General features: G+C 68.1%; 21 protein-coding genes, 1 tRNA gene and 1 other RNA gene. 11 read left to right on the top strand and 12 right to left on the bottom strand.

The annotated features are described in order from the left end of the window. The first annotated feature begins 52 nt into the window (after positions 1–52). Positions 53–1,474, top strand: a complete 1,422-nt coding sequence (locus tag HUN08_RS01375; RefSeq protein WP_124245908.1) for an FAD-binding oxidoreductase — start codon at positions 53–55, stop codon at positions 1,472–1,474. After that, complete coding sequence (locus HUN08_RS01370; RefSeq protein ID WP_124245909.1) at positions 1,471–2,778, top strand: class I SAM-dependent methyltransferase; 1,308 nt, start codon at positions 1,471–1,473, stop codon at positions 2,776–2,778. The genes HUN08_RS01375 and HUN08_RS01370 overlap by 4 nt, the downstream gene beginning before the upstream one ends. A gap of 26 nt (positions 2,779–2,804) precedes the next feature. Here HUN08_RS01370 and HUN08_RS01365 read toward each other — a convergent pair whose 3' ends face one another. From HUN08_RS01365 to ffs, 5 genes are all read right to left on the bottom strand, one after another. Beyond that, a complete protein-coding gene (locus HUN08_RS01365) occupies positions 2,805–5,222 on the bottom strand; it encodes a DNA polymerase III subunit gamma and tau (protein WP_124245910.1) in 2,418 nt (805 codons plus the stop codon). Between the two features lie 34 nt (positions 5,223–5,256). Further along, on the bottom strand, positions 5,257–6,795 hold the full coding sequence (locus HUN08_RS01360; protein ID WP_301546833.1) for a long-chain fatty acid--CoA ligase: 1,539 nt from the start codon (positions 6,793–6,795) through the stop codon (positions 5,257–5,259). Between the two features lie 42 nt (positions 6,796–6,837). Continuing rightward, the gene (locus HUN08_RS01355) at positions 6,838–8,160 is read right to left on the bottom strand and encodes a glycosyltransferase 87 family protein (RefSeq protein WP_367649931.1); all 1,323 of its coding nucleotides are present in this window, start codon (positions 8,158–8,160) and stop codon (positions 6,838–6,840) included. Between the two features lie 13 nt (positions 8,161–8,173). Next, positions 8,174–9,448 (bottom strand): aminotransferase class I/II-fold pyridoxal phosphate-dependent enzyme, encoded by a 1,275-nt coding sequence (locus HUN08_RS01350; protein WP_124245911.1) that lies wholly within the window; start codon positions 9,446–9,448, stop codon positions 8,174–8,176. A 31-nt stretch (positions 9,449–9,479) separates the two neighbouring features. Next, positions 9,480–9,574: signal recognition particle sRNA small type (gene ffs / locus HUN08_RS01345), an RNA gene on the bottom strand. A gap of 119 nt (positions 9,575–9,693) precedes the next feature. Between ffs and HUN08_RS01340 the strand changes: the two genes are divergently transcribed. The 4 genes from HUN08_RS01340 to HUN08_RS01325 all read left to right on the top strand — a co-directional run bounded on the left by HUN08_RS01340 (position 9,694) and on the right by HUN08_RS01325 (position 11,332). After that, positions 9,694–9,779: transfer RNA gene (locus tag HUN08_RS01340), tRNA-Ser, on the top strand. A 107-nt stretch (positions 9,780–9,886) separates the two neighbouring features. Further along, entirely contained in the window at positions 9,887–10,300 is a 414-nt protein-coding gene (locus tag HUN08_RS01335; protein ID WP_124245912.1) for a hypothetical protein, read from the top strand. Positions 10,301–10,429: 129 nt separating this feature from the next. After that, a complete protein-coding gene (locus tag HUN08_RS01330; protein WP_124245913.1) occupies positions 10,430–10,894 on the top strand; it encodes a hypothetical protein in 465 nt (154 codons plus the stop codon). Positions 10,895–10,903: 9 nt separating this feature from the next. Then, entirely contained in the window at positions 10,904–11,332 is a 429-nt protein-coding gene (locus HUN08_RS01325) for a hypothetical protein (protein WP_124245914.1), read from the top strand. 48 nt (positions 11,333–11,380) lie between these two features. Here the strand turns inward: HUN08_RS01325 and HUN08_RS01320 are convergent, their stop codons facing one another. The 6 genes from HUN08_RS01320 to HUN08_RS01295 form a co-directional block, all read right to left on the bottom strand. Further along, positions 11,381–13,276: a potassium transporter Kup gene (locus HUN08_RS01320; protein WP_124246237.1), complete on the bottom strand. Its 1,896-nt coding sequence runs from the start codon at positions 13,274–13,276 to the stop codon at positions 11,381–11,383. 98 nt (positions 13,277–13,374) lie between these two features. Next, entirely contained in the window at positions 13,375–13,755 is a 381-nt protein-coding gene (locus HUN08_RS01315; protein ID WP_124245915.1) for a hypothetical protein, read from the bottom strand. Between the two features lie 92 nt (positions 13,756–13,847). After that, complete coding sequence (locus tag HUN08_RS01310) at positions 13,848–14,141, bottom strand: 4a-hydroxytetrahydrobiopterin dehydratase (protein ID WP_124245916.1); 294 nt, start codon at positions 14,139–14,141, stop codon at positions 13,848–13,850. 51 nt (positions 14,142–14,192) lie between these two features. Further along, positions 14,193–15,266: an HtaA domain-containing protein gene (locus HUN08_RS01305; RefSeq protein WP_124245917.1), complete on the bottom strand. Its 1,074-nt coding sequence runs from the start codon at positions 15,264–15,266 to the stop codon at positions 14,193–14,195. 33 nt (positions 15,267–15,299) lie between these two features. Next, entirely contained in the window at positions 15,300–16,385 is a 1,086-nt protein-coding gene (locus tag HUN08_RS01300) for a DNA polymerase domain-containing protein (protein WP_124245918.1), read from the bottom strand. Between the two features lie 2 nt (positions 16,386–16,387). Further along, positions 16,388–17,443, bottom strand: coding sequence for an ATP-dependent DNA ligase (locus tag HUN08_RS01295; protein ID WP_174900854.1), 1,056 nt, complete (start codon positions 17,441–17,443; stop codon positions 16,388–16,390). A 128-nt stretch (positions 17,444–17,571) separates the two neighbouring features. Between HUN08_RS01295 and HUN08_RS01290 the strand changes: the two genes are divergently transcribed. Together HUN08_RS01290 and gluQRS are read left to right on the top strand one after the other, a co-directional pair. Continuing rightward, a complete protein-coding gene (locus tag HUN08_RS01290) occupies positions 17,572–18,372 on the top strand; it encodes a hypothetical protein (protein WP_124245919.1) in 801 nt (266 codons plus the stop codon). Between the two features lie 13 nt (positions 18,373–18,385). Continuing rightward, positions 18,386–19,282 carry a tRNA glutamyl-Q(34) synthetase GluQRS gene (gluQRS, locus tag HUN08_RS01285; protein ID WP_124245920.1) on the top strand — a complete coding sequence of 299 codons (897 nt, stop codon included), beginning with the start codon at positions 18,386–18,388 and terminating at the stop codon, positions 19,280–19,282. Between the two features lie 78 nt (positions 19,283–19,360). Here gluQRS and tgt read toward each other — a convergent pair whose 3' ends face one another. Further along, the gene (gene tgt, locus HUN08_RS01280; RefSeq protein WP_124246239.1) at positions 19,361–20,563 is read right to left on the bottom strand and encodes a tRNA guanosine(34) transglycosylase Tgt; all 1,203 of its coding nucleotides are present in this window, start codon (positions 20,561–20,563) and stop codon (positions 19,361–19,363) included. Between the two features lie 108 nt (positions 20,564–20,671). On the opposite strand from tgt, the gene HUN08_RS01275 reads away from it, so the two are divergent. The 3 genes from HUN08_RS01275 (at position 20,672) to HUN08_RS01265 (ending at position 23,770) form a co-directional block, all read left to right on the top strand. Then, a complete protein-coding gene (locus HUN08_RS01275; RefSeq protein ID WP_124245921.1) occupies positions 20,672–21,172 on the top strand; it encodes a hypothetical protein in 501 nt (166 codons plus the stop codon). Positions 21,173–21,213: 41 nt separating this feature from the next. After that, positions 21,214–21,996, top strand: coding sequence for a MerR family transcriptional regulator (locus tag HUN08_RS01270; protein WP_124245922.1), 783 nt, complete (start codon positions 21,214–21,216; stop codon positions 21,994–21,996). 142 nt (positions 21,997–22,138) lie between these two features. Then, entirely contained in the window at positions 22,139–23,770 is a 1,632-nt protein-coding gene (locus HUN08_RS01265) for an alpha/beta-hydrolase family protein (protein WP_301546832.1), read from the top strand. Positions 23,771–23,772 lie beyond the last annotated feature (2 nt).

Genomic DNA, 23,772 nt, shown 5'->3' with positions numbered 1-23,772 from the left:
TCATGCGGCGATCGTTCGCAGATGCCGCCTTTCGTACCTAGGCTAGTCAGTGATGACAGCGCAAACGGGGACGGGGCCCACCGCACACGACCAGGGTGTGGCGAGACTGCTGGAGAGCTACCGCGCGATCCCTCCAGAGGGAACGGTGCGGCTGGCCAAGAAGACGTCGAATCTCTTCCGACGGCGGGAGCGCAATCCGTATCCGGGCTTGGACACCTCCGGGCTGTCCGGCGTGATCTCGGTCGACCCGGTGGCCCGCACCGCGGACGTCGCCGGGATGTGTACCTACGAAGACCTCGTCGACGCGACACTGCCGCACGGGTTGGCCCCGCTGGTGGTGCCACAGCTGAAGACGATCACGCTGGGCGGCGCGGTCACGGGGCTCGGCATCGAGTCGACGTCGTTCCGCAACGGGCTGCCGCATGAATCGGTACTCGAGATCGACATCCTGACCGGGTCGGGTGAGATCATCACCGCGACGCCGACCAACGAGTACGCCGACCTGTTCTACGGCTTCCCCAACTCCTACGGGACGCTCGGATATTCGGTCCGGCTGTGGATCGAGCTGGAACCGGTCAAACCCTTCGTCGAGCTGCGCCACGTGCGGTTCACCGACCTGCGCACGCTGATGTCGACGATGACGCGGATCGTCGACGAGAAGACCTACGACGGGGTGCCGGTCGACTACCTCGACGGCGTCGTGTTCACCGCCGACGAGTCCTATCTGGTGCTCGGCAGGCAGACCGACGACGAGACCGTCCCGCTCTCGGACTACACCGGGAAGCACATCTACTACCGCTCCATCCAGCACGCACCGTCGTCGACGCCGAAGACCGACCGGCTCACGATCCACGACTACCTGTGGCGCTGGGACACCGACTGGTTCTGGTGCTCGCGGGCCTTCGGGACGCAGAACCCCACGGTCCGACGGTTCTGGCCCCGACGGTGGCTGCGCAGCAGCTTCTACTGGAAGCTCATCGCGCTCGACCACCGCTACAACATCGGCGACCGGCTGAACGCGCGCAAGGGGCTGCCGCCCAGCGAGCGCGTGGTGCAAGACATCGAGGTGCCGATCGAGAAGACCGTCGACTTCGTCGAGTGGTTCCTGGCCAACGTGCCGATCGAACCGCTGTGGCTCTGCCCGCTGCGCCTGCGCGACCCGGCCCCCGGCACTCCGGCCGACGCGGCGCGGCCCTGGCCGCTGTACCCCCTCGAACCGCACCGGACCTACGTCAACGTCGGGTTCTGGTCCGCGGTCCCGGTCACCCCCGGCGAGCCCGGCTACACCAACCGATTGATCGAGAAGCAAGTCGCCGCCCTCGACGGCCACAAGTCGCTCTACAGCGAGTCGTTCTACTCGCCGGAAGAGTTCGCCGCCCTGTACGGCGATGAGCAGTACCGCAAGTTGAAATCCACATACGATCCCAAATCCCGATTGCTCGACCTCTATTCCAAGGCGGTGAAGAGTCAATGACATCGATCAAGGAGGCGCTAGCCCCCGCCGATCACCTGCCCCTCGCCAATGTGTTCGCGACGTTCCTGGGCGGCAAACCGACCGTGCGGCTCACGGCGTACGACGGCAGTACGGCCGGTCCCGATGATGCGCCCTTCGGCGTCGACCTGAAGTCTCCGCGCGGCACCACCTACCTGGTGACCGCGCCGGGAGACCTCGGCTTGGCACGCGCCTACATCGCCGGCGACCTCGACCTCGTCGGAGTCCACCCCGGCGATCCCTACGACGCACTCAAGGCGCTCTCCGACGACCTGTCCTTCGCCAAACCCTCCCCGCTGGAGATGGCGCAGATCGCCCGCGGCATCGGCCTGGAGCATTTCAAGCCGATCGCCCCGCCGCCGCAGGAGGCCCTGCCCCGCTGGCGCCGCTTCGCAGAAGGATTGCGCCACAGCAAGACTCGCGACGCCGAGGCGATCCACCATCACTACGACGTGTCGAACACCTTCTACGAGTGGGTGCTCGGGCCGTCGATGACCTACACCTGCGCGGTGTTCCCCGACGCCGAGGCGTCGCTGGAGACGGCACAGGAGAACAAGTACCGACTGGTCTTCGAGAAGTTGCGGCTCAAGCCGGGCGACCGGTTGCTCGACATCGGCTGCGGCTGGGGCGGCATGGTCCGCTACGCCGCCCGCCACGGCGTGAAGGCCATCGGTGCGACGCTCTCCGCCGAGCAGGCGCAGTGGGCCCAGAAGGCCATCGCCGACGAGGGGCTCGGCGACCTCGCCGAGGTCCGACACAGCGACTACCGCGACGTCGCGGAATCGGGATTCGACGCCGTCTCGTCGATCGGCCTGACCGAGCACATCGGCGTCCACAACTACCCCGCCTACTTCGGTTTCATGCGGGACAAGCTGCGCGACGGCGGGCTGCTGCTCAACCACTGCATCACCCGACCGGGCAACATCGGTCCGAACAAGGCCGGCGCCTTCATCGACCGCTACGTCTTCCCCGACGGGGAGCTGACCGGCTCCGGCACCATCATCTCCAAGATGCAGGACGTCGGGGGCCTCGAAGTACTCCACGAGGAGAACTTCCGCGAGCACTACGCGATGACGCTGCGCGATTGGAATGCCAACCTGGTCGAGCACTGGGACGAGGCCGTCGCCGAGGTCGGCGAGGGCACCGCGCGCCTGTGGGGGCTGTACATGGCGGGTTGTCGGATCGGTTTCGACCGCGACGTCATCCAGCTGCATCACGTCCTGGCGACGAAACTCGGGGCCGACGGCCGGTCCAACCTCCCGCTGCGCCCCTGGTGGCAGCCCTAGGTCGCCACCACAGGTGGTCCCAGGCCCTACTCCTCGACGATCTGGATGCCGAGCTTCTCCTGCAGGACCTCGAGAGCGACGTCGTGGGGATCGCGAATCTCCGTCGACGACGTGTCCGACTGGTCGTGCGCCTGCGCGACCATCTCGTCGCGCTCGTCGTCGGGGATCTCCTCGTCGGCCCTAGGGGGCGGCGGAGAAGGCTCCTCGGGTTCGGGCGGCAGGTCGTCGTCGGAGGGTGGCGCCGACGGGCCTCCACGACTCGGCCGCTGATACGCCGGGGTGGTGCGACGCGCGGCCGCCTGATTCGTCTGTGCTCCCGCGGTGGGAGCCGACGGCGCGACGTGGATGGTTCGCACGTCGAGTTGCTGGCCGAAGACCGTCGCCAAGGCGGCGCGGAACACGCTGGCCGCGCGCTCCTCGGAGAGTCGGCCGACCACTCCCTCGTACGGGTGGCCCAAGGTCACCAAGCCCTGACTGACGTCGTGGACGAATGCCGACGAGAGCATCGACTCGAATACCGTCGAATGCGCGCGCACCGCGGCGCGAACCTCGCCGAACCGGCGCTGCACGTCGTCGAGGGATAGACCCGACGCAGCAGCAGGCTCGGACTCCGGCTCGGGCTCGGGCTCGGAAGGCAGGTCGTCAAGTGCCGCCTCGGACTCGGGCTCGGTAGGCAAGTCGTCAACTGCCGCCTCGGGCTCTGCTTCGGGAGGCAAGTCGTCAACTGCCGACTCGGACTCGGGCTCGGTAGGCAAGTCGTCAACTGCCGACTCGGACTCCGGCGCGGCAGGCGCGTCGTCGACTGCCGACTCGGACCCCGGTTCGGAAGGCACGTCGTCGACTGCCGACCCGGTGGTCGAGTGGATCCGAGCCCCTGGGCGAGGAACCGTATCGAGACCAGCGCCAGCCGAGTCGCCGGATTCCGGCTCGGTGGTCGAGTGGATCCGAGCCCCTGGGCGAGGAACCGTATCGAGACCAGCGCCAGCCGACTCGCCGGATTGGGACTCGGGCTCAGCCACCACCGCTTCCGGCTCAGTCACCACGGTCTCGGGCTCGGGGTCTCGATACACCGACTCGGCTTGCGCCTCGCCGGTACTCGACCGCCGCGGCGCGGATTCCGGCTCGGTCGACGGCGCCGGGTCTTCTTTGCGCTGCGACGGGCGGGTGAACTTCAACGGGGTGTCGTCGGGCGGGGGCGCCGGTGCCGGGACAGTGGCGGCGGTCGCGGCCGCACCGCGCGACGGCGAGGCGCTCTCCGTCGGAGTCCCGGCGGCGGCAGACGCGGCACCGGCGGGGATACCCGCCTCCAACCGTTCAATACGGGTTAGCAGGGCGGCGTCGTCGGCAGAGGTCTGCGGGAGCAGCAGGCGCGCGCACATCACCTCGAGCAACAGGCGCGGCGACGTGGTGCCCCGCATCTCGCCGAGTGCCGCGTGGACGGTCTCCGCGGCGCGGGTCAGCATCGCCGGACCGAGGCCCTCGATCTGCGCGCGCATCCGCTCCAGCTGATCGCCGGGCGCCTCGACGAGGCCGCGCTCCACCGCCTCGGGAACGGCCTGCAGCAGGATCAGGTCGCGCAGCCGCTCTAGCAGGTCGACGGCGAACCGCCGCGGATCATGCCCCGCGTCGACCACGGCCTCCACGGTGCCGAACAGCGTCGCGCCGTCACCCGCGGCGAGGGCATCCACCGCGTCGTCGATGAGCGCCACGTCGGTGACGCCGAGCAACGAGAGGGCGCGCTCGTAGGTCACCCCGTCGTCACCGGCCCCGGCGAGCAGCTGGTCGAGGATGGACAGCGAGTCGCGCGGTGAGCCTCCGCCGGCCCGGATGACCAGCGGGTAAACCTCGGGGGCGACGGTGACGCCCTCCCGCTCACAGATCCGCTCCAGCAGGCCGCGCATCACCGGCGGCGCCAGCAATCGGAAGGGGTAGTGGTGGGTGCGCGACCGGATCGTCGGCAGCACCTTCTCCGGCTCCGTGGTGGCGAACACGAAGATTAGGTGCTCCGGCGGCTCCTCGACGATCTTCAGCAGGGCGTTGAAGCCCGCGTTGGTCACCATGTGCGCCTCGTCGACGATGAAGACGCGATAGCGCGACTGGGCCGGGGCGAAGAATGCCCGGTCGCGCAGCTCACGGGTGTCGTCGACGCCGCCGTGGCTGGCCGCGTCGAGCTCGATCACGTCGAGGTTCCCCGGCCCGCCCGGAGCGAGGGCGACACAGGAGTCGCAGACGCCGCACGGCGTCGACGTCGGGCCCTGCTCGCAGTTCAGCGAGCGCGCCAGGATTCGCGCCGACGAGGTCTTGCCGCAGCCGCGTGGACCGGAGAACAGGTAGGCGTGATTGATCCGCCCGGTGTCCAGTGCCCGCCCAAGCGGTTCGGTGACATGGTCCTGACCGACGACTTCGGCGAAGGATGCCGGGCGATAAGTGCGATACAGAGCCACGCGACGAGCCTACCGGTCCATCCCGACTACCGAGTCAGCCGAGGTCGTCGCGCAACTTGAACTTGAGCACCTTGCCGGCGGGGTTGCGCGGCAGGGCGTCGACGAACTCCAGCCGCAGCGGCAGCTTGTACCCGGCGAGCTTGTCCTTGGCGTAGTCGCGGAGCTCCTCCAGCGTCACCGACTGCCCGTCGGCGAGCGCGACGACGGCCGTCACGGCTTCACCCCACTTCTCGTCGGGAAGCCCGAGGATAGCGACCTCGGCGATCGCCGGATGGCTGTAGAGCACGCTCTCCACCTCGGCCGGGTAGACGTTCTCGCCGCCGCTGATCACCATGTCCTTGACGCGGTCGACGATGTAGACATAGCCGTCGGCGTCCTCCCGCCCGACGTCGCCGGTGTGGAACCACCCCTCGTCGTCGATGACCGCCGCGGTCGCCTCCGGGTTGTGCCAATACCCGGCCATGACCTGCGGGCCGCGGACGCACACCTCCCCGGATTCGCCGACGGCGACCTCGTTGTTGGCCGCGTCGACCAGCCGCACCTCCGACAACGGCAGCACTTTGGAACCGGCGGAGCCGATCTTGGCCGCTGACTCCTCGATCCCGATGACCAGCGCGAGCGGCGCGGTCTCGGTCAGGCCGTAGCCCTGGGCGAACGGGAGGCCGCGGGCCGCGTAGGTCTTCATCAGCGGTTCGGGCACGGGTGCCCCGCCGCACACCAGGAAGCGGATGCTGGAGAGGTCGGCGGTGGTGAACTGCGGGACCTGGCTCATGAACAGGAACATCGCCGGGACGCCGAACATGGTGGTGATCCGGTGCTTTTCGATCAGCGCGCAGGCGGCGGTCGGGTCGAATGCCGGCATCAAGACGATGTGACCGCCCTTCTGCAGCGTGATGAGGGTGGTGACGTTGAGCCCGCCGATGTGGAACAGCGGGGCGCACACCAGGCTGGTGTCCGATTCCGAGGTGTCCAGGCTCAGCAGCGCGTTGACGTTGTTCCAGAACATGTTGCCGTGGGTGAGCATCGCCCCCTTCGGCCGGCCGGTGGTCCCCGAGGTGTACATGATGAGCGCGACGTCGGAGGGCTCCGGGACGGCCGGTTCGGACAGCGGCTCCGCGGCGGCGATCAACTCCTCGATCGGCTCCCATCCTTCGATTGGCGTCACGCCGATGCGCCGGGTGAGGTGTACGTCGGCGGAATCGATGACCCCGGCCATCGCCTCGTCGGCGATCAGGGTGCCGATCCCGGCGTCGCCGAGGATGTAGGCCAATTCGGCACCGGTGAGCCGGAAGTTGAGCGGGACGAAGATCGCGCCGAGTCGGGCCGCGGCGAACAGCGCTTCGAGGAACGACGGGTGGTTCATGCCGGCGTAGCCCACCCGGTCGCCCGCCCGTACCCCGCCGGCGGCGAGCACCGAGGCCAGCCGGTTGATGCGGTCGTCGAGCTGACCGTAGGTCCACGTCGTGTCGCCGAAGGTGATGGCCGGGCGATCCGGGTTGATGGCCGTGCGACGGGAGATCCAGGACCCCAGATCCATGCCGACGGGATGCGTGGGTGCGGGCGAGTGGGGCATCGGAGACCTCCGGGTGGCGACGCTGGCGTTCTGCGGCCAACCCTAGTGAGCGGCGACGCCTCCCGAAGCCGGTTCGGCCAACGCCCGACGTCCGATCAGGACCGCCACGCACGTGACAACGAAGATCCAGACGTAGGGCTCGTAGACGAACCAGTCGAGCCATCTCACCGCGCCGTGCTTGAAGAACAACCCGATGAGGTAGGCGTCGTCGCGGGTCTGGTTGAACTGCCACGTCGGATACCCGAGGTAGGTGCGCCACGAGAACGCGGCAAGGAAGCCGCCGACGGCGAGCACCCCGACCACCAGCCGCGACGCGATGCCGCGCCCCGCGTCGAATATCCAGTTCAGCGCGAAGACGAGCAGCGGGACGAACCACACCCAGTGGTGGCCCCAGGACATCGGCGAGATCGCGCACGACGTCATGCCCACGATGGACAGCGCCAACAGCTCCTGCCCGGCCCGGTGCGCGACGACCGCCGCCGCCAACCCCAACGCGAGCCCGAGCAGCGCCAGAGCCAGCCACAGCAGCCCATTGGGTTCGTTGGTCTCGCCGAGGTTGGCCAGCATCCCGCGGATCGACTGGTTGCCCGGCGTCTGCGGGGTGCCGACCCGGTTGGAGTCGCGCAGCTTCGAGGTCCAGTACTCCCACGAGGTCGACGGCAGGATGGCGAACCCGATCAGCACCGAGACCACGAAGCCGACGACGACGCCGAGCGCGGCCCGCGTCTTGCGGATGGCCAGCAGGTACACGGCGAACAGCATGGGGGTCAGCTTGATCCCGGCGGTGAACCCGGTGGCGACGCCGCGCAGGCGCGAATCGTCGCGTCGCAGGAGGTCGGCGAGGACCACGGCCATCAGGAAGACGTTGATCTGGCCGTACCAGATCGTGGTGCGCACCGGCTCGAACAGCATGAGCACTGCGACGAGCATCGCGGCGGCGAACCGCAGACCCAGCGTCGGGGTGCGCCCGAGGCTGCGGAGGCTGACCATGACGGTGGCGTAGAGGGCGGCGAGGATCCCGGCGATCCACACGAACCGCGCCACCAGCTCCGACATCAGCGCGAAGGGCACGAACCAGATGATCGAGAACGGCGTGTAGGTGTAGTCCATCTGCCCGAGCAGCTTCGCGTCGTAGAGCTTGTGCCCGTCGAGGACGGTTTGCGCGCCGGCCCGGTAGACGCCGAGGTCGAGCTGGTTGTCGAACAACCCCCAGAACGGCTTCTCGAACGGGACGACGGCGTTCTGCAGCCAGAGCGCGCCGATGCCCACCACGAGCATGGCCACCGTCGCCCATGCCCGGCGATCGCCCAGGCGTCGCCTGCGGGCGGCACCGGAATCGGCGGGCGTGCTCGTCGGGTTGGCCACGGTGGCGTCGTCGTCAGGAATCGGTCCGCAGCATTTCCTCGGTCGCGGCGAGCAGTGCGCAGGTCGCGAAACCGTCCATCGCGGTGCGCAATTCGTCGAGACCGGGGAAGCTCGGGGCCAGTCGGATGTTGGAGTCGGCGGGGTCGCGGCGGTACGGGAAGGTCGCGCCGGCCGCGGTGAGCGCGATACCGGCGTCCTTCGCCAGTTCGACCGTGCGGCTCGCGGTGCCGTCGTGGACGTCGACGCTGATGAAGTAGCCGCCCTCGGGCCGGGTCCAGGAAGCGATCTTCGACGAGGAGAGCCGTTCGTCGAGGATGTCGAGGACCAGCCGGAACTTCGGTTCCAGGATCGCGCGGTGGGCCGCCATGTGGGCGCGCACCGCCGCCGCGTCGGGGAAGAACTGCAGATGCCGCAGCTGGTTGACCTTGTCGGGACCGATGGTCTTCACCGAGAGGTGCTTGCGGAACCAGTCGAGGTTGGCCTTCGACGCGCCGAAGAAGGAGACGCCGGCACCGGCGAAGGTGATCTTCGACGTGGAGCCGAGCGCGTACACCCGATCCGGGTGCCCCTCCTGTTCGGCGATCTCCACGATCGGCAGCGGCGTCGGCGGCTCCTCGACGAGGGTGTGGACCGCGTACGCGTTGTCCCAGTAGACGCGGAAGTCGTCGGCGGCCTTCATCGCCATCAGCCCGCGCGCCACCTCTTCGCTGACCGTCGCACCGGTCGGGTTGGAGTAGGTCGGCACCAGCCACATGCCCTTGATCGCGTCGTCGCGGGCGACGAGTTCGGCGCAGACGTCGAGGTCGGGGCCGTCGGGGCGCATCGGCACCGGGATCATCTCGATGCCGTAGCTCTCGGTGATCCCGAAGTGCCGGTCGTATCCGGGGACCGGGCAGAGGAATTTGACCGGCCCGGCCGACCAGGGCCGCTGCGCGCCGGCCGCGCCGTGCAGCAGACCGAAGACGGTGAGGTCGTTCATGATGTCCAGGCTGGAATTGCCCGCGGCGATCATGTTCTGCGGCGCGATCCCGAACAGCGGCGCGAAGACCTCGCGCAGGGCGGCGAGCCCGTCGAGTCCGCCGTAGTTGCGGCAGTCAGTTCCGTCCGGTGCGCGATAGGTGTCACCGGGCAGGTGCAGGAGTCCGTTGGAGAGATCCAGCTGTTCGGGCGACGGCTTGCCGCGGGTGATGTCGAGGTGGAGTCCGGCGGCCTTCAGCTCGTCGTAGCGGACGAGGAGGTCGTCGCGGATGTCGCGGAGTTCGGCAGGACTCTTCGAGTGGTAGTTCACGGCCGCGGCCTCTCGCGTGGCGTCGGGCAAAAGTAGAGGACCCCGCGCACCCGAGAGAGCCCGTTGACCCTTGCTGCCTTCCGGCCCTGGGGGAGTTCACAGGATGCACGCCGCGCGGGATCCGTCGTCAAGTGTAGACGGTGCCCGCGCGACCTTCGACCTGAGGCTTTTCCGGGAGGTGATTTTGGGTTTCGGTGCGGCGCACCGCTATCATCTGCTGAGCACTGGAGACATCTCCAGGCCCTGGAGGATTCGCCTAGTGGCCTATGGCGCTCGCCTGGAACGCGGGTTGGGTTAACAGCCCTCAGGGGTTCGAATCCCCTATCCTCCGCAGTAACGCACACCCCGCGACCAGCCACGACGCCGGTCGCGGGGTTTTGCGTATCGGGACTGCGGTAGCTTCGAACCGTTGCAAACGTGCCAGGGAGGGCAGAACACATGTTGCGCAAAGCTATCTCGGCCGGTGTGGCCGCTGCCGCGGCGGCGACCGGTATCGCACTTGCGACCGCGCCGGCGACCGCGGACACCCCACCGCCGCCGACGGTGACCTTCAGCGTCAGCGGCTACCGCATCGTCGGCTCGGCCACCTATCTCCCCGAGGGGCGCAAGTCCTGCGACTTCGAGCGCAGCGCACCCGACCCCGGACCGATCATCGGATCCTTCGGCAACGACATGGTGCCCGTCGGATCGCGCTTGACGTCGAAGGACCACGTCACGTTCAAGACCCGCCCGGTTCCGCGCGGGCGCTACCTGCTGCGGCTGTCCTGCTTCATCAAGAACCGCAAGTCCGGCATGTACACGATCGTCGCGACCAACGAGCAGTGGATTTCGGTGACCGGCCGGTCTCACTGACCTCGTCCGACTACCCCGTCACCCCGGCCGGGTGACGATCCCTCCGGGCTTTTCCCAGCCGGGCACCCAATCGGTTCAGATGCGGTAACTTCAACCGTCGTAAGCCGATTCCCGAGGGAAAGAAGCACCATGAACAAGGCCGCATCCGTATTGACCCTTGCCGCCGCGGCGGCCACCAGCGTCGCGTTGGCGGCCGCGCCCGCATCTGCCGCACCTGGAGATCCGCAGGGCCGCGTCTCCTTCGGGGTCGACGGGCACAGTCTCGTGGCCACCGCGACGAACCTTCCCGGCGGACTCAAGACCTGCGACCTGTACCGCGGCGTGCGCAACCGCGGCCCGAGCACCGGCTCCCTCGGCGGAGGCAACCTTCCCGCCGGCGAGCGGACGACTTCGCAGCGCAGCGTGCAGGTCAAGTCACGTCCGCTGCCCGCGGGCAACTACCACGTCTCCTTCATCTGCACGGCCGGCTCGCGGATCGTCGCCGACCGCGACGGCTGGGTCCGCGTCACCGTCCGTCCGCAGGTCGGGCCGACCGCTCCGCGGCCGGGAACCATGCCTCCCGGACCGGTGAACAACGGCCCCCGAGGCCACTGAGCGAACCCCGTGAAGTCACCAACCGCCCTGGCCCTGGCCATCGCCGCATTCGCGTCGACGATGGTTGGCGCGATCACGGTCGCACCCGCCACCGCGGCGCCGGCCCCCATTCCGCCGCCCGCCTTCCCCATCCCGCCGACCCGTCCGACGGCCGTCTTCTCCACCGAGCAGTCCCGTCTGGTGGCGACGGTGACCGGCCTGCCCCGCGGTGAGAAGTTCTGTCTGTTCGAGGGCTACTACGGCGATCCGTATTTCGGCTCCCTCGGCGTCAACGTGTGGAATCCGCTGTATCAGAAGTACGAACTGATGCACGGGTTCAAGATCCGCTCCACCCCGAAACCGCCCGGCGTCTACCCGGTGCGGATCCGGTGCCGCATGCAGACCCAGACGTTGCTCTACCGCCACGGCGTGGTGCGCATCCCGAACACCGCACGCTAAGCCCGGACCGACCGTTCGCCGTACCGGCGACGGTCAGACCGACTGTGGTCAGACCGGAATCCGCGAGCCCAGGACGACGACGCGCTCGCGCGGGAGTCGGAAGTGATCGCTGGCGTCGGCGGCGACGTGGCTGCTGGCCAGGAAGACCCGTTTGCGCCACGCGGCCATCCCCGGTTCGTCGCTCACCCGTAGTTCGACGGTGGACAGGAAATAGGTCGCACCGGCCAGGTCGTATCCGGGCAGCTGGTCGCCCAATCCGACGAGTGCCGCCGGCACGTCCGGGACCTCGGCGTAGCCGAATGTGATTGTCGCACCGGCCATTCCGGGCGCGGTGGTGTCCAGCTTGCGCAGTTCCACCCGCGTTGCGGGGTCGACGCGCGGCACGGTCGCCACAATCACGGTCGCGATCAACACGTGCGCGTGCCGCACGTGGTTGTGCTCGACGTTGGCCCGAAACGCCAGCGGCGCGCTGTCCGGGTCGCGGTTGAGGAAGATCGCCGTACCCTCCACCACGTCGACCGGGTCGTCCTCGAGTTCGACGAGGAAATCGTGCAATGGGCCCTCCAGGGCAGCGCGACGACCGGCGACGAGTTCCCGCCCCCGACGCCACGTGACCATCACGGTGAACGCCGCGATGGCGAGCACCATCGGCAGCCACGCGCCGTGCAGGACCTTCGTCGCATTGGCTGCGACGAACAGCGCGTCCACCACCAGGAGCGCGATCGCCAACGGTGCCAGCACCCAGTACGAGAGCTTCCACCGATGTCGCGCCACGACGAAGAAGAGGATCGTCGTGATGGTGATGGTCCCGGTGACGGCCATGCCGTAGGCGTATGCCAGCGCCGACGACGTGCGGAACGCGAAGACCAGGGTGATGACCGACGACATCAGCAGCCAGTTGAGCCACGGGACGTAGATCTGCCCGTACGCCCGGTCCGATGTGTGCACGACCCGCAGCCGCGGCATGTAGCCGAGTTGCGCCGCCTGCGCCGCCACCGAGAAGGCCCCGGAGATCACCGCCTGGGCCGCGATGACCGTCGCGGCCGTGGTCAGCACGATCAGCGGTATCTGCGCCCATCCGGGCGCGAGGAGGAAGAACGGGGCGCGCACGTTCTTCTCGTCGGAAAGCACCAGCGCGCCCTGTCCGAGGTAGCAGAGGACCAGGGCGGGGGCGACGATCGCGATCCACGCCACCGAGATCGGGCGTCGGCCGAAGTGGCCCATGTCGGCATAGAGCGCCTCGGCGCCGGTGACCGCCAGGACGACGGCGGCCAAGGCGAAGAAGGCGATGTGGAAGTGATGGACCATGAAGCCCAGGGCGTAGGTCGGCGAGAGTGCGTGCAGGATCTCCGGGTCGACGGCGATCCCGCCGATGCCCATGGCCGCGATCACCGTGAACCACACGACCATGATCGGCCCGAAGAAGCGGCCCACCGCGCCGCTGCCGAACCGTTGCGCCAGGAAGAGCACGAAGACGATCACCGCGGTCAGCGGCACGACCCATTCGCGCAGGTCCGGGTCGACGACTTTCACACCCTCGACCGCCGACAGCACCGAGATGGCCGGCGTGATGATGCTGTCGCCGAGGAACAATGCCGCCCCAAGCACGCCGAGCGCGGCCAACACGGCGAACATCCTGCGCGGAATCTCGTCGATCCAGCGTTTGAGCAGGGTCATCAGCGCCAGGATGCCGCCCTCCCCGTCGTTGTCGGCACGCATCGCCAGCAGGACGTAGGTCACCGTGACGATCACCATGATCGACCAGAAGATCAGCGATACGACGCCGAAGACGTTCTCCCGCGTCGGGCTGATCGGGTGCGGATCATGGGGATCGAACACCGTCTGCACGGTGTAGATAGGGCTTGTGCCGAGGTCGCCGAAAACGACGCCGAGGGCACCGACGATCAGGGCTGCGCGCACCGGATGTGTTGTAGACGAGGGCATCGACACCCGCGCCAATGTACGCCTCGAATCGCGTCGGGGAACACCCCGAATCGCCGTGTCGACCTGTGAAGATCGGCGCCGACGGTGATCGCGCGCGACTAGGTGCGCACCCGCCCGTCGCGGGTGAACAGCATCATGTTGTCCTTGGAGGCCGAGCAGTAGACGACCACGTCGTACCAGTCGTGCGGCAGCTTCGGGCTCGTGAGTGTGACGCTCGAGCCGTTCACCTTGGCCTCGGCGGCCTTCATCTTGTTGGTGTCCGCGGAGTAGGTGCTCAACCAGCCGTCGATCCCGACCTTCGTCTGCCGGTAGAGGCTGCAGGTCTTCGGGACGAGCGGCAGGCCGGTCACCTTGGCGATGATTCGCCCCTGGTTGGTGGTGAAGGTCGCGGAGGCGGCGTTCGCGGGTGAGCCGACCAGTGAGACGGCGGCGAGGGCCGCGGCGCCGGCGACGGATGCGACGAGCTTGGTGGTGAACATGGCAGGGTCCTCCCTGTCGGGGACTTTCTTCGGTCACCCAGCACGGTAGGAACGGCTCGACCCGTGGTCGCGAGTAGTCGACTACTCGATTCTCAGCGCGTCCCGCCGCCGATGATCGCGTCGATGTCGCGGGCCATCGCCACATCCTTCTCGGTGATCCCGCCGGCGGAGTGGGTCACGAGCACGAAGCGGACGGTTCGCCAGCGGATGTCGATGTCGGGATGGTGGTCCATCGCCTCGGCCCGTTCGGCCACGCGGCGCACGGCGTCGATGCCGGTCAGAAACGTCGGGAACTCCACCGAACGGCGCAGCGCCCCGTCGGCGCGCACCCATCCGTCGAGTTCCGCCAACGCGGCGTCCACTTGTTCCTCGGTCAACACGGCCATACCCGACGGTACCGCCGTTCACCGCGGCGATCACCCCGTCGTCCGCATCGATCAGCGTGCGGTGAGCACCAGGTCCATCGGTGCGGCGGGGCCGGTCGAGAGCAGCGCGAGAACCTGCGGGGAGATACCCGGGCGGAAGGTGACGCGGGCGCTCCGCTTCCCGTCGGCAGTCACACCGCGCAGGTCGACGTCGGCGATGTCGATACGCCGCGTCGCATCGGTGCCGTTCATATTGGTCGTCGACGTTCTCATGCTCAGGACGCCGTGCCCGTTGCGGACGCTCAGCACCGGGTCGACGAGGGCGACCTCGTAGAGGTGGAACCGCGTCGACGCGACGATGGTGCCACGGAACCGCAGGATGCCGTTTCCGTCGCGCAGGGTGCCGCTGCGCTGCTCGAAGGACATGCGGCCGACCTTGTCGACGGTCGCGCCGTCGCTGCCGGTCACGCTGCCCTGCGTGGTCTTCGCGAAGGTTCGGTAGAACGACGGGGAGTAGCCCCAGACCAGGTTCTTCGCCGGCGTGCGCGGGGTGTTGGGCCCCGGGGCGGTGCTGTAGCTGACCGGGACGGCCAGTTCCTGGGCGGCGTTGTCCGAGCCGGCCGCCCCGTAGGTGTAGACGCCCCAGCGGGCACCCGCCGGGATCGACTTCGGCGTCGCGAGCGTCAACGTCGCGGTGAAGGTGCCGTCGGCATGTAGCGGCACCCACTGCTGGCGGATGGTGCGGCGGAAGTCGAAGGGGGCCGTGGGCACGCGGTTGAGCGCCTGCGGGGCCATCGCCCACTGGACGCCACTGCGGGCGGTCGCGCGCGCCGATTCCGGTGCTCCGGCCGACGGCCGCCAATGCGGTGCGAATGCGCCGAAGGCGATGAAGGTGCCGTGCGGGACGCCCGGCGGCACCGGAACGGGGAAGCCCGACGTGTTCGCGTTCGGGTCGAATCCGCGGCCCTTGACCACGAGCTTGTCGCCGGGATGCGTAACCGTGGCCCCGACCGGAGTCCGGCCGTCGGCGAGGTACACGTTGACCGCGGGTCCGCCCGGAGCTGCGACGGCCGTCGGGGCCGTGGCGGGGGCGAAGGCAGCGGTCATCGCCGTTGCGGCAGCAAGGATTCCGAGAAGACGCCTCATGTAGGCAACCCTAACTCGCCAAGTCGTGGCTTCCTAGGCCAGGGGACGACGATTGCCCCATTGGTCCCAGTGCTCGGGCACCTTGCGACTCGGCTGCACGCGGGGCGGCTCACCCGGCATCTTGGGGAAGCTGGGCGGATAGGGCAGGTCGCCGAGACCTTCGGCGTCGTCACGCGCGACCATCTCCAACAGCGACTCGATCCCCACGGCGGCCGACGTCATCTCGGCCCACGGGTCGCCGCGTTTGGCCACCAGGTCGGCGACGGTGGTAATCGTCAACTCGGCGGGATCGACGTCGACGAGTTCGGTCCACGTGACCGGCGTCGAGACCTTGGCCGTCGCGCTGCGGCGGACCGAGTAGGCGCTGGCCATGCTGCGGTCGCGCGCGTTCTGGTTGTAGTCGATGAACACGCGGCCGCCGCGTTCCTCCTTCCACCACGACGTCGTGATCCGTTGCGGCGCGCGGCGCTCCATCTCGCGGCCCAGCGCGATGACGGCACGTCGGGTCGCGATGAAATCCCACTGCGGGTTCACCGGGATGAAGACGTGGATGCCGCGGCTGCCCGAGGTCTTCACGAAGCCGGGCAGCTTCAGATCGTCGAGGACCGGTTTCACGACGTCGAGTGCGACGCCGCGCACCTCGTCGAAATCACTCCCGTCCGGCGGATCGAGATCGATGCGCAGCTGATCCGGGTGGTTGTTGGGTTTCTCCTCGTCGCCGATGTCGACGGTGGGCCAGGAGTGGAAGGTGACGGTACCCATTTGGCTCGCCCACGCGAGGTCGGCGGGGATCGTCGGGCACAGGGCGTGGCCGGTGCGTTTGGACGGGAACTCGATGAGGGTGGCGTGCAAATAGTCGGGGTGCTTGCGGGGCAGGTGCTTCTGGTACACCTCGTCGCCGGTGATTCCGTCGGGGAACCGTTGCAGGAACGTCGGCCGGCGATGCAGCGCGCGCAGCAGCGGCCCCGGGTCGTCGGCCGTCCCGGACATGGCGACGACGTAATCGAAGAGGTGCCTCTTGCTACCGTTCTCGCCCAGTTCCGGGAAGAACGGCTTGTCGGGGCTGGAGAGTCGAACACTCACCCCGTCGACGTCGACTTCGACCGCTGGACTGGCCATCGCTACGCGCCGCCTTCCAGAACCGAATAGAGGTCGTAGTCGAGCGGCACTTCCAACTGGTCGTAGCGGCAGCTGGAAGGTTCGCGGTCGGGGCGCCAACGCAGGAACTTCACGGTATGCCGGAAGCGGCCGTTCTCCATCTGGTCATAGGCGAATTCGCCCACCAGTTCCTGGCGCACCGGATAGAAATCACCCGTGCCGGCCTGGCGCCACCTGGTGAGTTCGCCCGGATACGGCTTGTCGGGGTCAAGTCGCATCGGCTCGAGCATCTCCTGGAGTTCGACGCGCATGGCGTCGCTGAACGCACTGGATCCCCCGACCATGCGGATCTCCCCGTCGTCGGAATTCAGACCGAGGAGCAGCGAGCCGACGCCGGTCCCGCTCTTGTGTACCCGGTAGCCGATGACGACGCAGTCGGCGGTGCGCTTGTGCTTGACCTTGAGCATTTCGCGCTTGCCCGGCACGTAGCCGCCGGCCCGATCCTTCGCGACGATGCCGTCGAGGCCGGCCCCCTCGAAGGCGGAGAACCAACGCTGGGCGACCCCGGTGTCGTCGGTGACGCGACTGGCCCGAATGGTTCCGGTGCCCGGGACCGATTTCAGGAGGGCTTCTCGTCGGGACGCGAAGGCCTGGTCCATCAGGTTCTCGGCGCCCAGGGCGAGTGCATCGAATCCGATGACGATCGCCGGGGTCTGCTCGGCCAGCATGTCGATGCGGGACTTGGCCGGGTGGATGCGCTGGCTCAGGGCGTCCCAGTCCAGGCGGTGTACCCCGTCGAAGCTGCGCGGGACGCCGATCTCGCCGTCGAGCACGATCTTCTCCGGCAGTTCGGCCTTGGCCGCCGACACCACCTCGGGGAAGTAGCGCGCCAGGTCCTTGCCCCCGCGCGAAACCATCTCCACCTCGTCGCCGTCGCGGAAGATCAGCACCCGGAAGCCGTCCCACTTGGGCTCGTAGAGCCACTTCGGGCCGTCGTCGGGCTGCGGCGGGACCGCAGTCACGGCCTTGGCCAACATCGGGGCGACGGGCGGGTTCACCGGAAGGTCCACGCCGTTCATCGTTCCACTGTGTGCCCGGGATGTCAGCGAGAGCCGCACAGCCGGTGGCCTGAATCCTTGTTGCTATGGGCGGTGCATCGTCCCTCTTACATCCGACGATCGCGTCGTTCCGAGGTAGCCTTTCGCGCATGTCCGATACCCACCCCGAACAGCCCGGCTCGGTGCCGCCCGGCCAGCAGGCAGCTGGTCAACCGCACCCCGGATGGCCGCAACCGGGGACGCCAGGTGGACCTCCGCCGGGTATGCCCTACGGCGCCCCACCGGGACCGGCGTATCCGATGCCGGGGTACCCGGGCATGCCACATCCACCCAAGAAGTCGCGGACCGGTCTGATCGTCCTCGCCATCGCGGGCGTGCTTCTTCTCGGTGTCGCCGGTCTGTCGGCGCTCTACCTGATCGGCCGTACGGCAGAGACTCAGCCGACGACGGCCGCCACCGTCAGCGATTTCGATGCCGTCTGCAAGGGTGGTTCGATCACGAACGCCGGTGCATTCACCGCGCCCTACCGAATCGCGGCTTTCGTCAAGCACGGCGACGACATCGGGCAGGAAGGCTTCGTCTTCAGCAGCACCTCGTGGGACGGCCTGAACGCCGGCGGAGTCTACGAGGCCGGCCCAAGCGGCCACGGTGAACAGACCTCCGAGTCCGACCCGGGCAAGGTCAACGCGGTCGCATGTCTCACCGAGATCAAGCAGGAGCGCAGCAAGAAGCAGACCTGTTCCTTCCAGAACTCCCGGGCGGACTACTACTCGACGAGGTATCGGGTCACGCTGCACGAGGCGAAGAGCGGTCGCAAGGTGCGCGACCTCGGTGAAGTGAGCGGCTCTGCCGACACCTGTCCCTTCATGGTCACCGTGCGACGAGGCGGTGTCGTCGCCAACCCGGACGCCGAGCCGCTGAAGGCGCTGCTGGTCGGCTTCACCGGCTAGTCGCCCACGTCCCGTGACAGGAAACGGTCGCTACGCCCCCTCCCCGTCGGGGGATCTGCATGTTGGGAACCTGCGCACCGCACTCCTGGCGTGGCTGTTCGCACGCAGCACCGGACACGGCTTCCTGATGCGGATGGAGGACCTCGACGAGCGCAGCGTCGACGGCGCCGACGAGCGCCAACTCGCCGAGCTCGCCGCCATCGGCGTCGACTGGGACCCACCCGTCCTCTACCAGTCCTCGCGTCGGGCCCGATACGCCGAAGTGATCGACTCGCTCACCGATGCGGGCCGCACCTTCGAGTGTTTCTGCACGCGGCGGGAGATCCTGGACGCCCCGCGCGCGCCGCACGCCCCCGAGGGCGCCTATCCAGGGACGTGTCTGCACTTGTCGGACACGGAGCTGCGGGAACGTCGGGAATCCGGGCGACCACCCGCCATCCGGCTGCGCTGCGACACCACCGAGTTCACCGTCGACGACCTCCTGCGCGGCGCCTACACCGGCCTGGTCGACGACTTCGTGCTGCGCCGTGGCGACGGCACACCCGCCTACAACCTGGCCGTCGTGGTGGACGACGCCGAGACCGAGGTCGACCAGGTGGTCCGCGGCGACGACCTCTTGGCGTCGGCTCCCCGACAGGCGTACCTGGCCACCCTGCTCGGATACGAGCCACCGACTTACGCGCACGCCCCCCTCGTGATCAACGCCAACGGCATGCGGTTGTCCAAGCGCGACGGCGCCGTGACGCTGGAAGACCTTGCCGCCCAAGGGGTTTCCGCGCAGGACGTACTAGACCTCATCGCCCGGTCACTGAATATGGCCGGCCCCGACGAATCGGTGACAGCTGGGCAACTACTGGGGCGCTTCGATCCCGCCGCGCTCCCTCGGGGTGCGTGGGTCTGGTCTACCTGACAGAAACGTCCGAATATCGGGGGTCGGAGGGGACATCGCCGTCCGACCCCCGATATTCGGACGATTATGGGAGATCAGTCATCGCTTGGCGTAGTACCGACCCAGGAAGTCGTCGCGATAGTCCTCGTATCGCCCCTCCTCGATCGCTCGACGGGCGCCGTCGACCATCTCGATGGTGAACGAGAGGTTGTGCAGCGTCGCGAGCGTGGGCCCGAGCCCCTCCTTCGCTCGGAACAAGTGGTGCAGGTAGGCCCGCGAATACTGCGAGGTGTAGTTGGTCAGCTCGGCATCGAGCGGGGCGAAGTCATCGCGGAAGCGGGCGTTGGTGATGTTGATGCGGCCGTCGCGCGTGTAGATGGCACCGTTGCGCGCAACCCGGGTCGGCGAGACGCAGTCGAAGGTGTCCACTCCGTTCTCGATGGCGACGAACACGTCGTCGGGTTCGCTGATCCCCAGCAGGTGCTTCGGTTTGTCCTGGGGCAGTTCCGAATTCACCCACCCGACGATGGTCCCGAGGTTCTCCTTCTCCAACGCGCCGCCGATCCCGAAGCCGCCGAATCCCTTGCCGCCCTCGGCCTCGTCGCGAGCACCGAGAGCGGCGAGGTCGCGTGCGGCTTTGCGTCGCAAATCCTCGTACTGCGCGCCTTGGATCACTCCCCATAGAGACTGCTGCGGTCGATGACTGCGCTCGACCGAGAGCCGGTTGTGCTCGGCCAGGCAGCGGATCGCCCACAGCCGGGTGCGCTCCAACGAGTTCTCCTGGTAGTCACGGGTGTTCATCAACGTCGTGAGCTCGTCGAACGCGAAGATGATGTCGGCACCCAGCTGGTGCTGGATCTGCATCGACAGTTCCGGCGTGAATCGGTGCGCCGACCCGTCGAGATGCGACTTGAACGTCACCCCGTCGTCGTCGACATTCGCCAGGCGCTCCTTGCCGTCGGCGATCTTGCCGTCGTCGGGGGCGTGCCCGGCCGACATCTCGATCACCTTCTTGAAACCGACGCCCAGCGACATCACCTGGAAGCCGCCGCTGTCGGTGTAGGTCGGCCCGGGCCAGTTCATGAACGCACCGAGCCCGCCGGCCGCGTCGATGATGCCGGGCCCCGGCTGCAGATAGAGGTGGTAGGCGTTCGCCAGTACCGCCTGCGCACCCAGTTCGGCGACGGCCTCGGGGACCACGGTCTTCACCGTCGCCTTGGTGCCGACGGGGATGAAGGCGGGCGTCGCGATGTCGCCGTGCGGCGTCGAGATCACCCCGGTGCGCCCCAGACCCGACGTCATCGGGGTTCCAACGGCAAAGCGGGTCGCTGCAGAAGTCACGCTCGGCATTGTCGCAGGCAGTGAACGGATTCATCAAAAGTTAAGGACCGCTTCGCTACCCTGGAGGCCATGTTGGATACCACCAAGACCCTGATCACGCGCCTGGTCGGCACCGCTGCCGTCATCGGTGCGACGGGCCTGACGGTCCTCGCCTGTGCCACCGACGGGAACGACGCGACGAACAGCGCGGCGTCGAGTGCCGGCGCCACCGCCTCCTCGTCGGACGCCTCCCCGTCGGCCTCCACCGACAACGGCATCGCCGTCGTCCCCGGCCCGAACCCGAACAACAGCGGCCCGACGTCGATCCCGGCCGAGCGCGTCGTCCCCGACGTTCCCGGCACCAAGTGCGGCCCGGCCCAGGGACCCGACGGTGCGCTGGAACTCGTCATCCTCAAGGGCAACGTCAGCTGCGACACCGCCAAGGGCGTCGCCAAGGAGTACGGCCCGCTGATCGCCACCGGCCAGAAGCAGGACGTGAAGGGCTGGACCTGCGGTCCGTCGGACGCGGAGAACATCCTGGCCGCCTGCGCCAAGGGCGACGACGCCTTCGTCTTCCAGCTCCCCAACTGACGCTTGACCCTGACGCGGCGTCAGGGCAGAAGGTGGTCGGTGTGAGCGAGGAACACGACCTGCACACGGTCGGCGAGGTCGCCCGGATGACCGGGCTGAGCGTCCGCACGCTGCACCACTACGACCACATCGGCCTGCTGGCGCCCAGCGAGCGCAGCCTGTCGGATTATCGGCTCTACACCGATGCCGACGTGGAGCGCCTGCACCGCGTCTTGGTCTACCGCGAGGTCGGGTTCCCCCTTGAGCAGATAGCGACCCTGCTCGACGATCCGGACGGCGACGAGCTGTCCCAGCTCGAGGACCAGCGCAAGCTGCTGTCCGAGCGGATCGACCGCTTGCACCGGATGGTCGCCGCGTTGGAGGAACTCATGACCAGAAAGCAGGACGGCATCGCCTTGACCGCCGACGAGCAGGTGGAGCTGTTCGGCGACGACTGGCTATCGGTGCGCGACGATTACGCGACCGAGGCCGAGCAGCGCTGGGGCGACACCGAACAGTGGCGCCAGAGCAAGGAACGCACGGCGGCGATGTCGAAGGCCGATTGGGTGGCCGTCAAGACGGAACAGGATGCCTTGATGCAAGCCTTGGCGTCGGCGAAGGCGGCCGGCGTCGAACCCGGTACCGACGAGGCGAACGCCCTGGCCGAACGGCACCGCGCGAGTATCGAGAAGTTCTACGACTGCGGCTACGAGATGCACACCTGCCTGGCGCAGATGTACGTCGCAGACGAGCGGTTCACCGAGAACTACGACGGGTACGCCCCGGGGTTGGCCCAGTGGGTCCACGACATCATCGTCGCGAACGCCGCCAACCACGTCGACTGACCGATTCACTTGATAGTTTGGCAGGGTCCCCGGCGTCGGGGGCCCTGCCGTTTTTGTCCGCCGTCCGGCGGGTGCCGATCGAAGGACCGCGATGCCGACCACGACGACTGCCCGGAAGCCGCTTCGTCGCTTTCGTGACCACATGACCCACCTCTCCTACGGCGGCATGGTCGGTGCGACGATCATGCTGATCGCCTCGGCCACGCCGTCGCTGCTCCCCCGCGACTGGTACTTCCAGTGCCTGGTGGCCGGCGGGGCGGCGGCCATCGGCTACGGGGTCGGCACCTTCCTCACCTGGCTGGCCCGTTTCATGGTGTCGCGCGAGCAGCCCTGGCCCCGGCCGCAGAAGTTCTGGTGGTGGGCCCTGGCGTTCGTCGCCCTGTGGGACTCCGCGCTGATGATCCACTGGTACATGAAGTGGCAGAACGAGATCCGCGATCTCATGGGGATCAAGCATCTCGACACCCACTGGCGGACGGTCCCGATCGTGCTCGCCGTCATCGTGCTCGTCTTCCTCGTCCTGCTGGTCATCGGCAAGCTTTGGGGTCGCGGGGTCGTCTGGTTGATCCGTCTGCTGCGCAGCTTCATCCCGGCGCGCATGGCCACCGTCGCCGGCGGTGCCCTCGCCCTCGCCCTGACGGTGCTGCTGGTCAACGGCGTCCTCGTCGACGGCATCATGCGAGCCCTCAACAACACGTTCGCCGCGGCCAACAACGAGACCAAGGCGGATACGGTTCCGCCGACCTCGCCGCTGCGCTCGGGTGGGCCGCAGTCGACCGTCTCCTGGGATTCCCTGGGCCGTGAGGGTCGCGCCAACGTCGCGCTCGGACCGACCGTCGCGCAGCTCACCGAGTTCAACGGGGCGCCCGCGATGCAGCCGATCCGCGTGTACGCCGGGCTGGATTCCGCGCCGACCATCGACGCGATCGCCGACAACGCGGTGCGCGAACTGGAGCGCACCGGAGGACTGCAGCGCAAGATCGTGGCGGTCGGCGCGACGACGGGCAGCGGCTGGCTCAACAAGAGCTACATCGACTCGCTGGAATACATGTACAACGGCGACACCGCACTGGTCTCGATGCAGTACAGCTACCTGCCCAGCTGGATCTCCTTCCTCGTCGACAAGGAGCGCGCCCGCCAGGCCGGGATCCAGTTGTTCGAGAAGGTCAGCGCCAAGGTACGCGCGATCCCCGAGGCGCAGCGCCCCAAGCTGGTCGTCTTCGGCGAATCCCTGGGCAGCTTCGCCGGCGAGGCGCCGTTCGGGTCGATCCCGACGATCTCCGCACGGACCGACGGTGCGCTGTTCACCGGCCCGACCTTCAACAACCAGCTCTGGGCCGACACGACCCGCAACCGCGACGAGGGCAGCCCCCAGGTGCTGCCGATCTTCGAGGACGGCTCACTGGTCCGGTTCATCGCCGACGAGAACGATCTCAACCGACCCGACGCGCCGTGGGAGGAGAACCACCGCGTCGCCTACATCCAGCACCCGTCGGATCCGATCACCTGGTGGAACCCCACCCTGCTGTTCCGTGAGCCGGAATGGCTCAAGGAACCCCGCGGGCGCGACGTGCTGCCGGTGATGCACTGGATCCCCATCGTCACGTTCCTGCAGGTCTCGGCCGATATGGCCGTCGCGGTCAACGTCCCCGACGGGCACGGCCACCACTACCTGCGTGCCATCCCGTTCGCGTGGGCGAAGATCCTCAAACCGGAGGGCTGGACCGAGCAGAAGACGCTACGTCTGCTCCCCCGGTTGTCGACGGACGCGTAGCG

Origin of the sequence: Gordonia sp. X0973, from assembly GCF_013348785.1 — a bacterium.
Taxonomy (GTDB): Bacteria; Actinomycetota; Actinomycetes; order Mycobacteriales; family Mycobacteriaceae; genus Gordonia.
The sequence above is the reverse complement of the archived record's forward strand: the minus strand, read 5'-3'. Positions and strand labels throughout refer to the sequence as shown.

Bases quoted from the DNA above. Each gene is read 5' to 3' on its own strand.
- HUN08_RS01375 (WP_124245908.1), top strand. From the start codon at position 53: ATGACAGCGCAAACGGGGACGGGGCCCACCGCACACGACCAGGGTGTG.
- HUN08_RS01370 (WP_124245909.1), top strand. From the start codon at position 1,471: ATGACATCGATCAAGGAGGCGCTAGCCCCCGCCGATCACCTGCCCCTC.
- HUN08_RS01360 (WP_301546833.1), bottom strand. From the start codon at position 6,795: ATGCCCCACTCGCCCGCACCCACGCATCCCGTCGGCATGGATCTGGGG.
- HUN08_RS01335 (WP_124245912.1), top strand. From the start codon at position 9,887: ATGTTGCGCAAAGCTATCTCGGCCGGTGTGGCCGCTGCCGCGGCGGCG.
- HUN08_RS01330 (WP_124245913.1), top strand. From the start codon at position 10,430: ATGAACAAGGCCGCATCCGTATTGACCCTTGCCGCCGCGGCGGCCACC.
- HUN08_RS01320 (WP_124246237.1), bottom strand. From the start codon at position 13,276: ATGCCCTCGTCTACAACACATCCGGTGCGCGCAGCCCTGATCGTCGGT.
- HUN08_RS01315 (WP_124245915.1), bottom strand. From the start codon at position 13,755: ATGTTCACCACCAAGCTCGTCGCATCCGTCGCCGGCGCCGCGGCCCTC.
- HUN08_RS01310 (WP_124245916.1), bottom strand. From the start codon at position 14,141: ATGGCCGTGTTGACCGAGGAACAAGTGGACGCCGCGTTGGCGGAACTC.
- HUN08_RS01305 (WP_124245917.1), bottom strand. From the start codon at position 15,266: ATGAGGCGTCTTCTCGGAATCCTTGCTGCCGCAACGGCGATGACCGCT.
- HUN08_RS01300 (WP_124245918.1), bottom strand. From the start codon at position 16,385: ATGGCCAGTCCAGCGGTCGAAGTCGACGTCGACGGGGTGAGTGTTCGA.
- HUN08_RS01295 (WP_174900854.1), bottom strand. From the start codon at position 17,443: ATGAACGGCGTGGACCTTCCGGTGAACCCGCCCGTCGCCCCGATGTTG.
- HUN08_RS01290 (WP_124245919.1), top strand. From the start codon at position 17,572: ATGTCCGATACCCACCCCGAACAGCCCGGCTCGGTGCCGCCCGGCCAG.
- tgt (WP_124246239.1), bottom strand. From the start codon at position 20,563: ATGACGTCGGGTCTGGGGCGCACCGGGGTGATCTCGACGCCGCACGGC.
- HUN08_RS01275 (WP_124245921.1), top strand. From the start codon at position 20,672: ATGTTGGATACCACCAAGACCCTGATCACGCGCCTGGTCGGCACCGCT.
- HUN08_RS01265 (WP_301546832.1), top strand. From the start codon at position 22,139: ATGACCCACCTCTCCTACGGCGGCATGGTCGGTGCGACGATCATGCTG.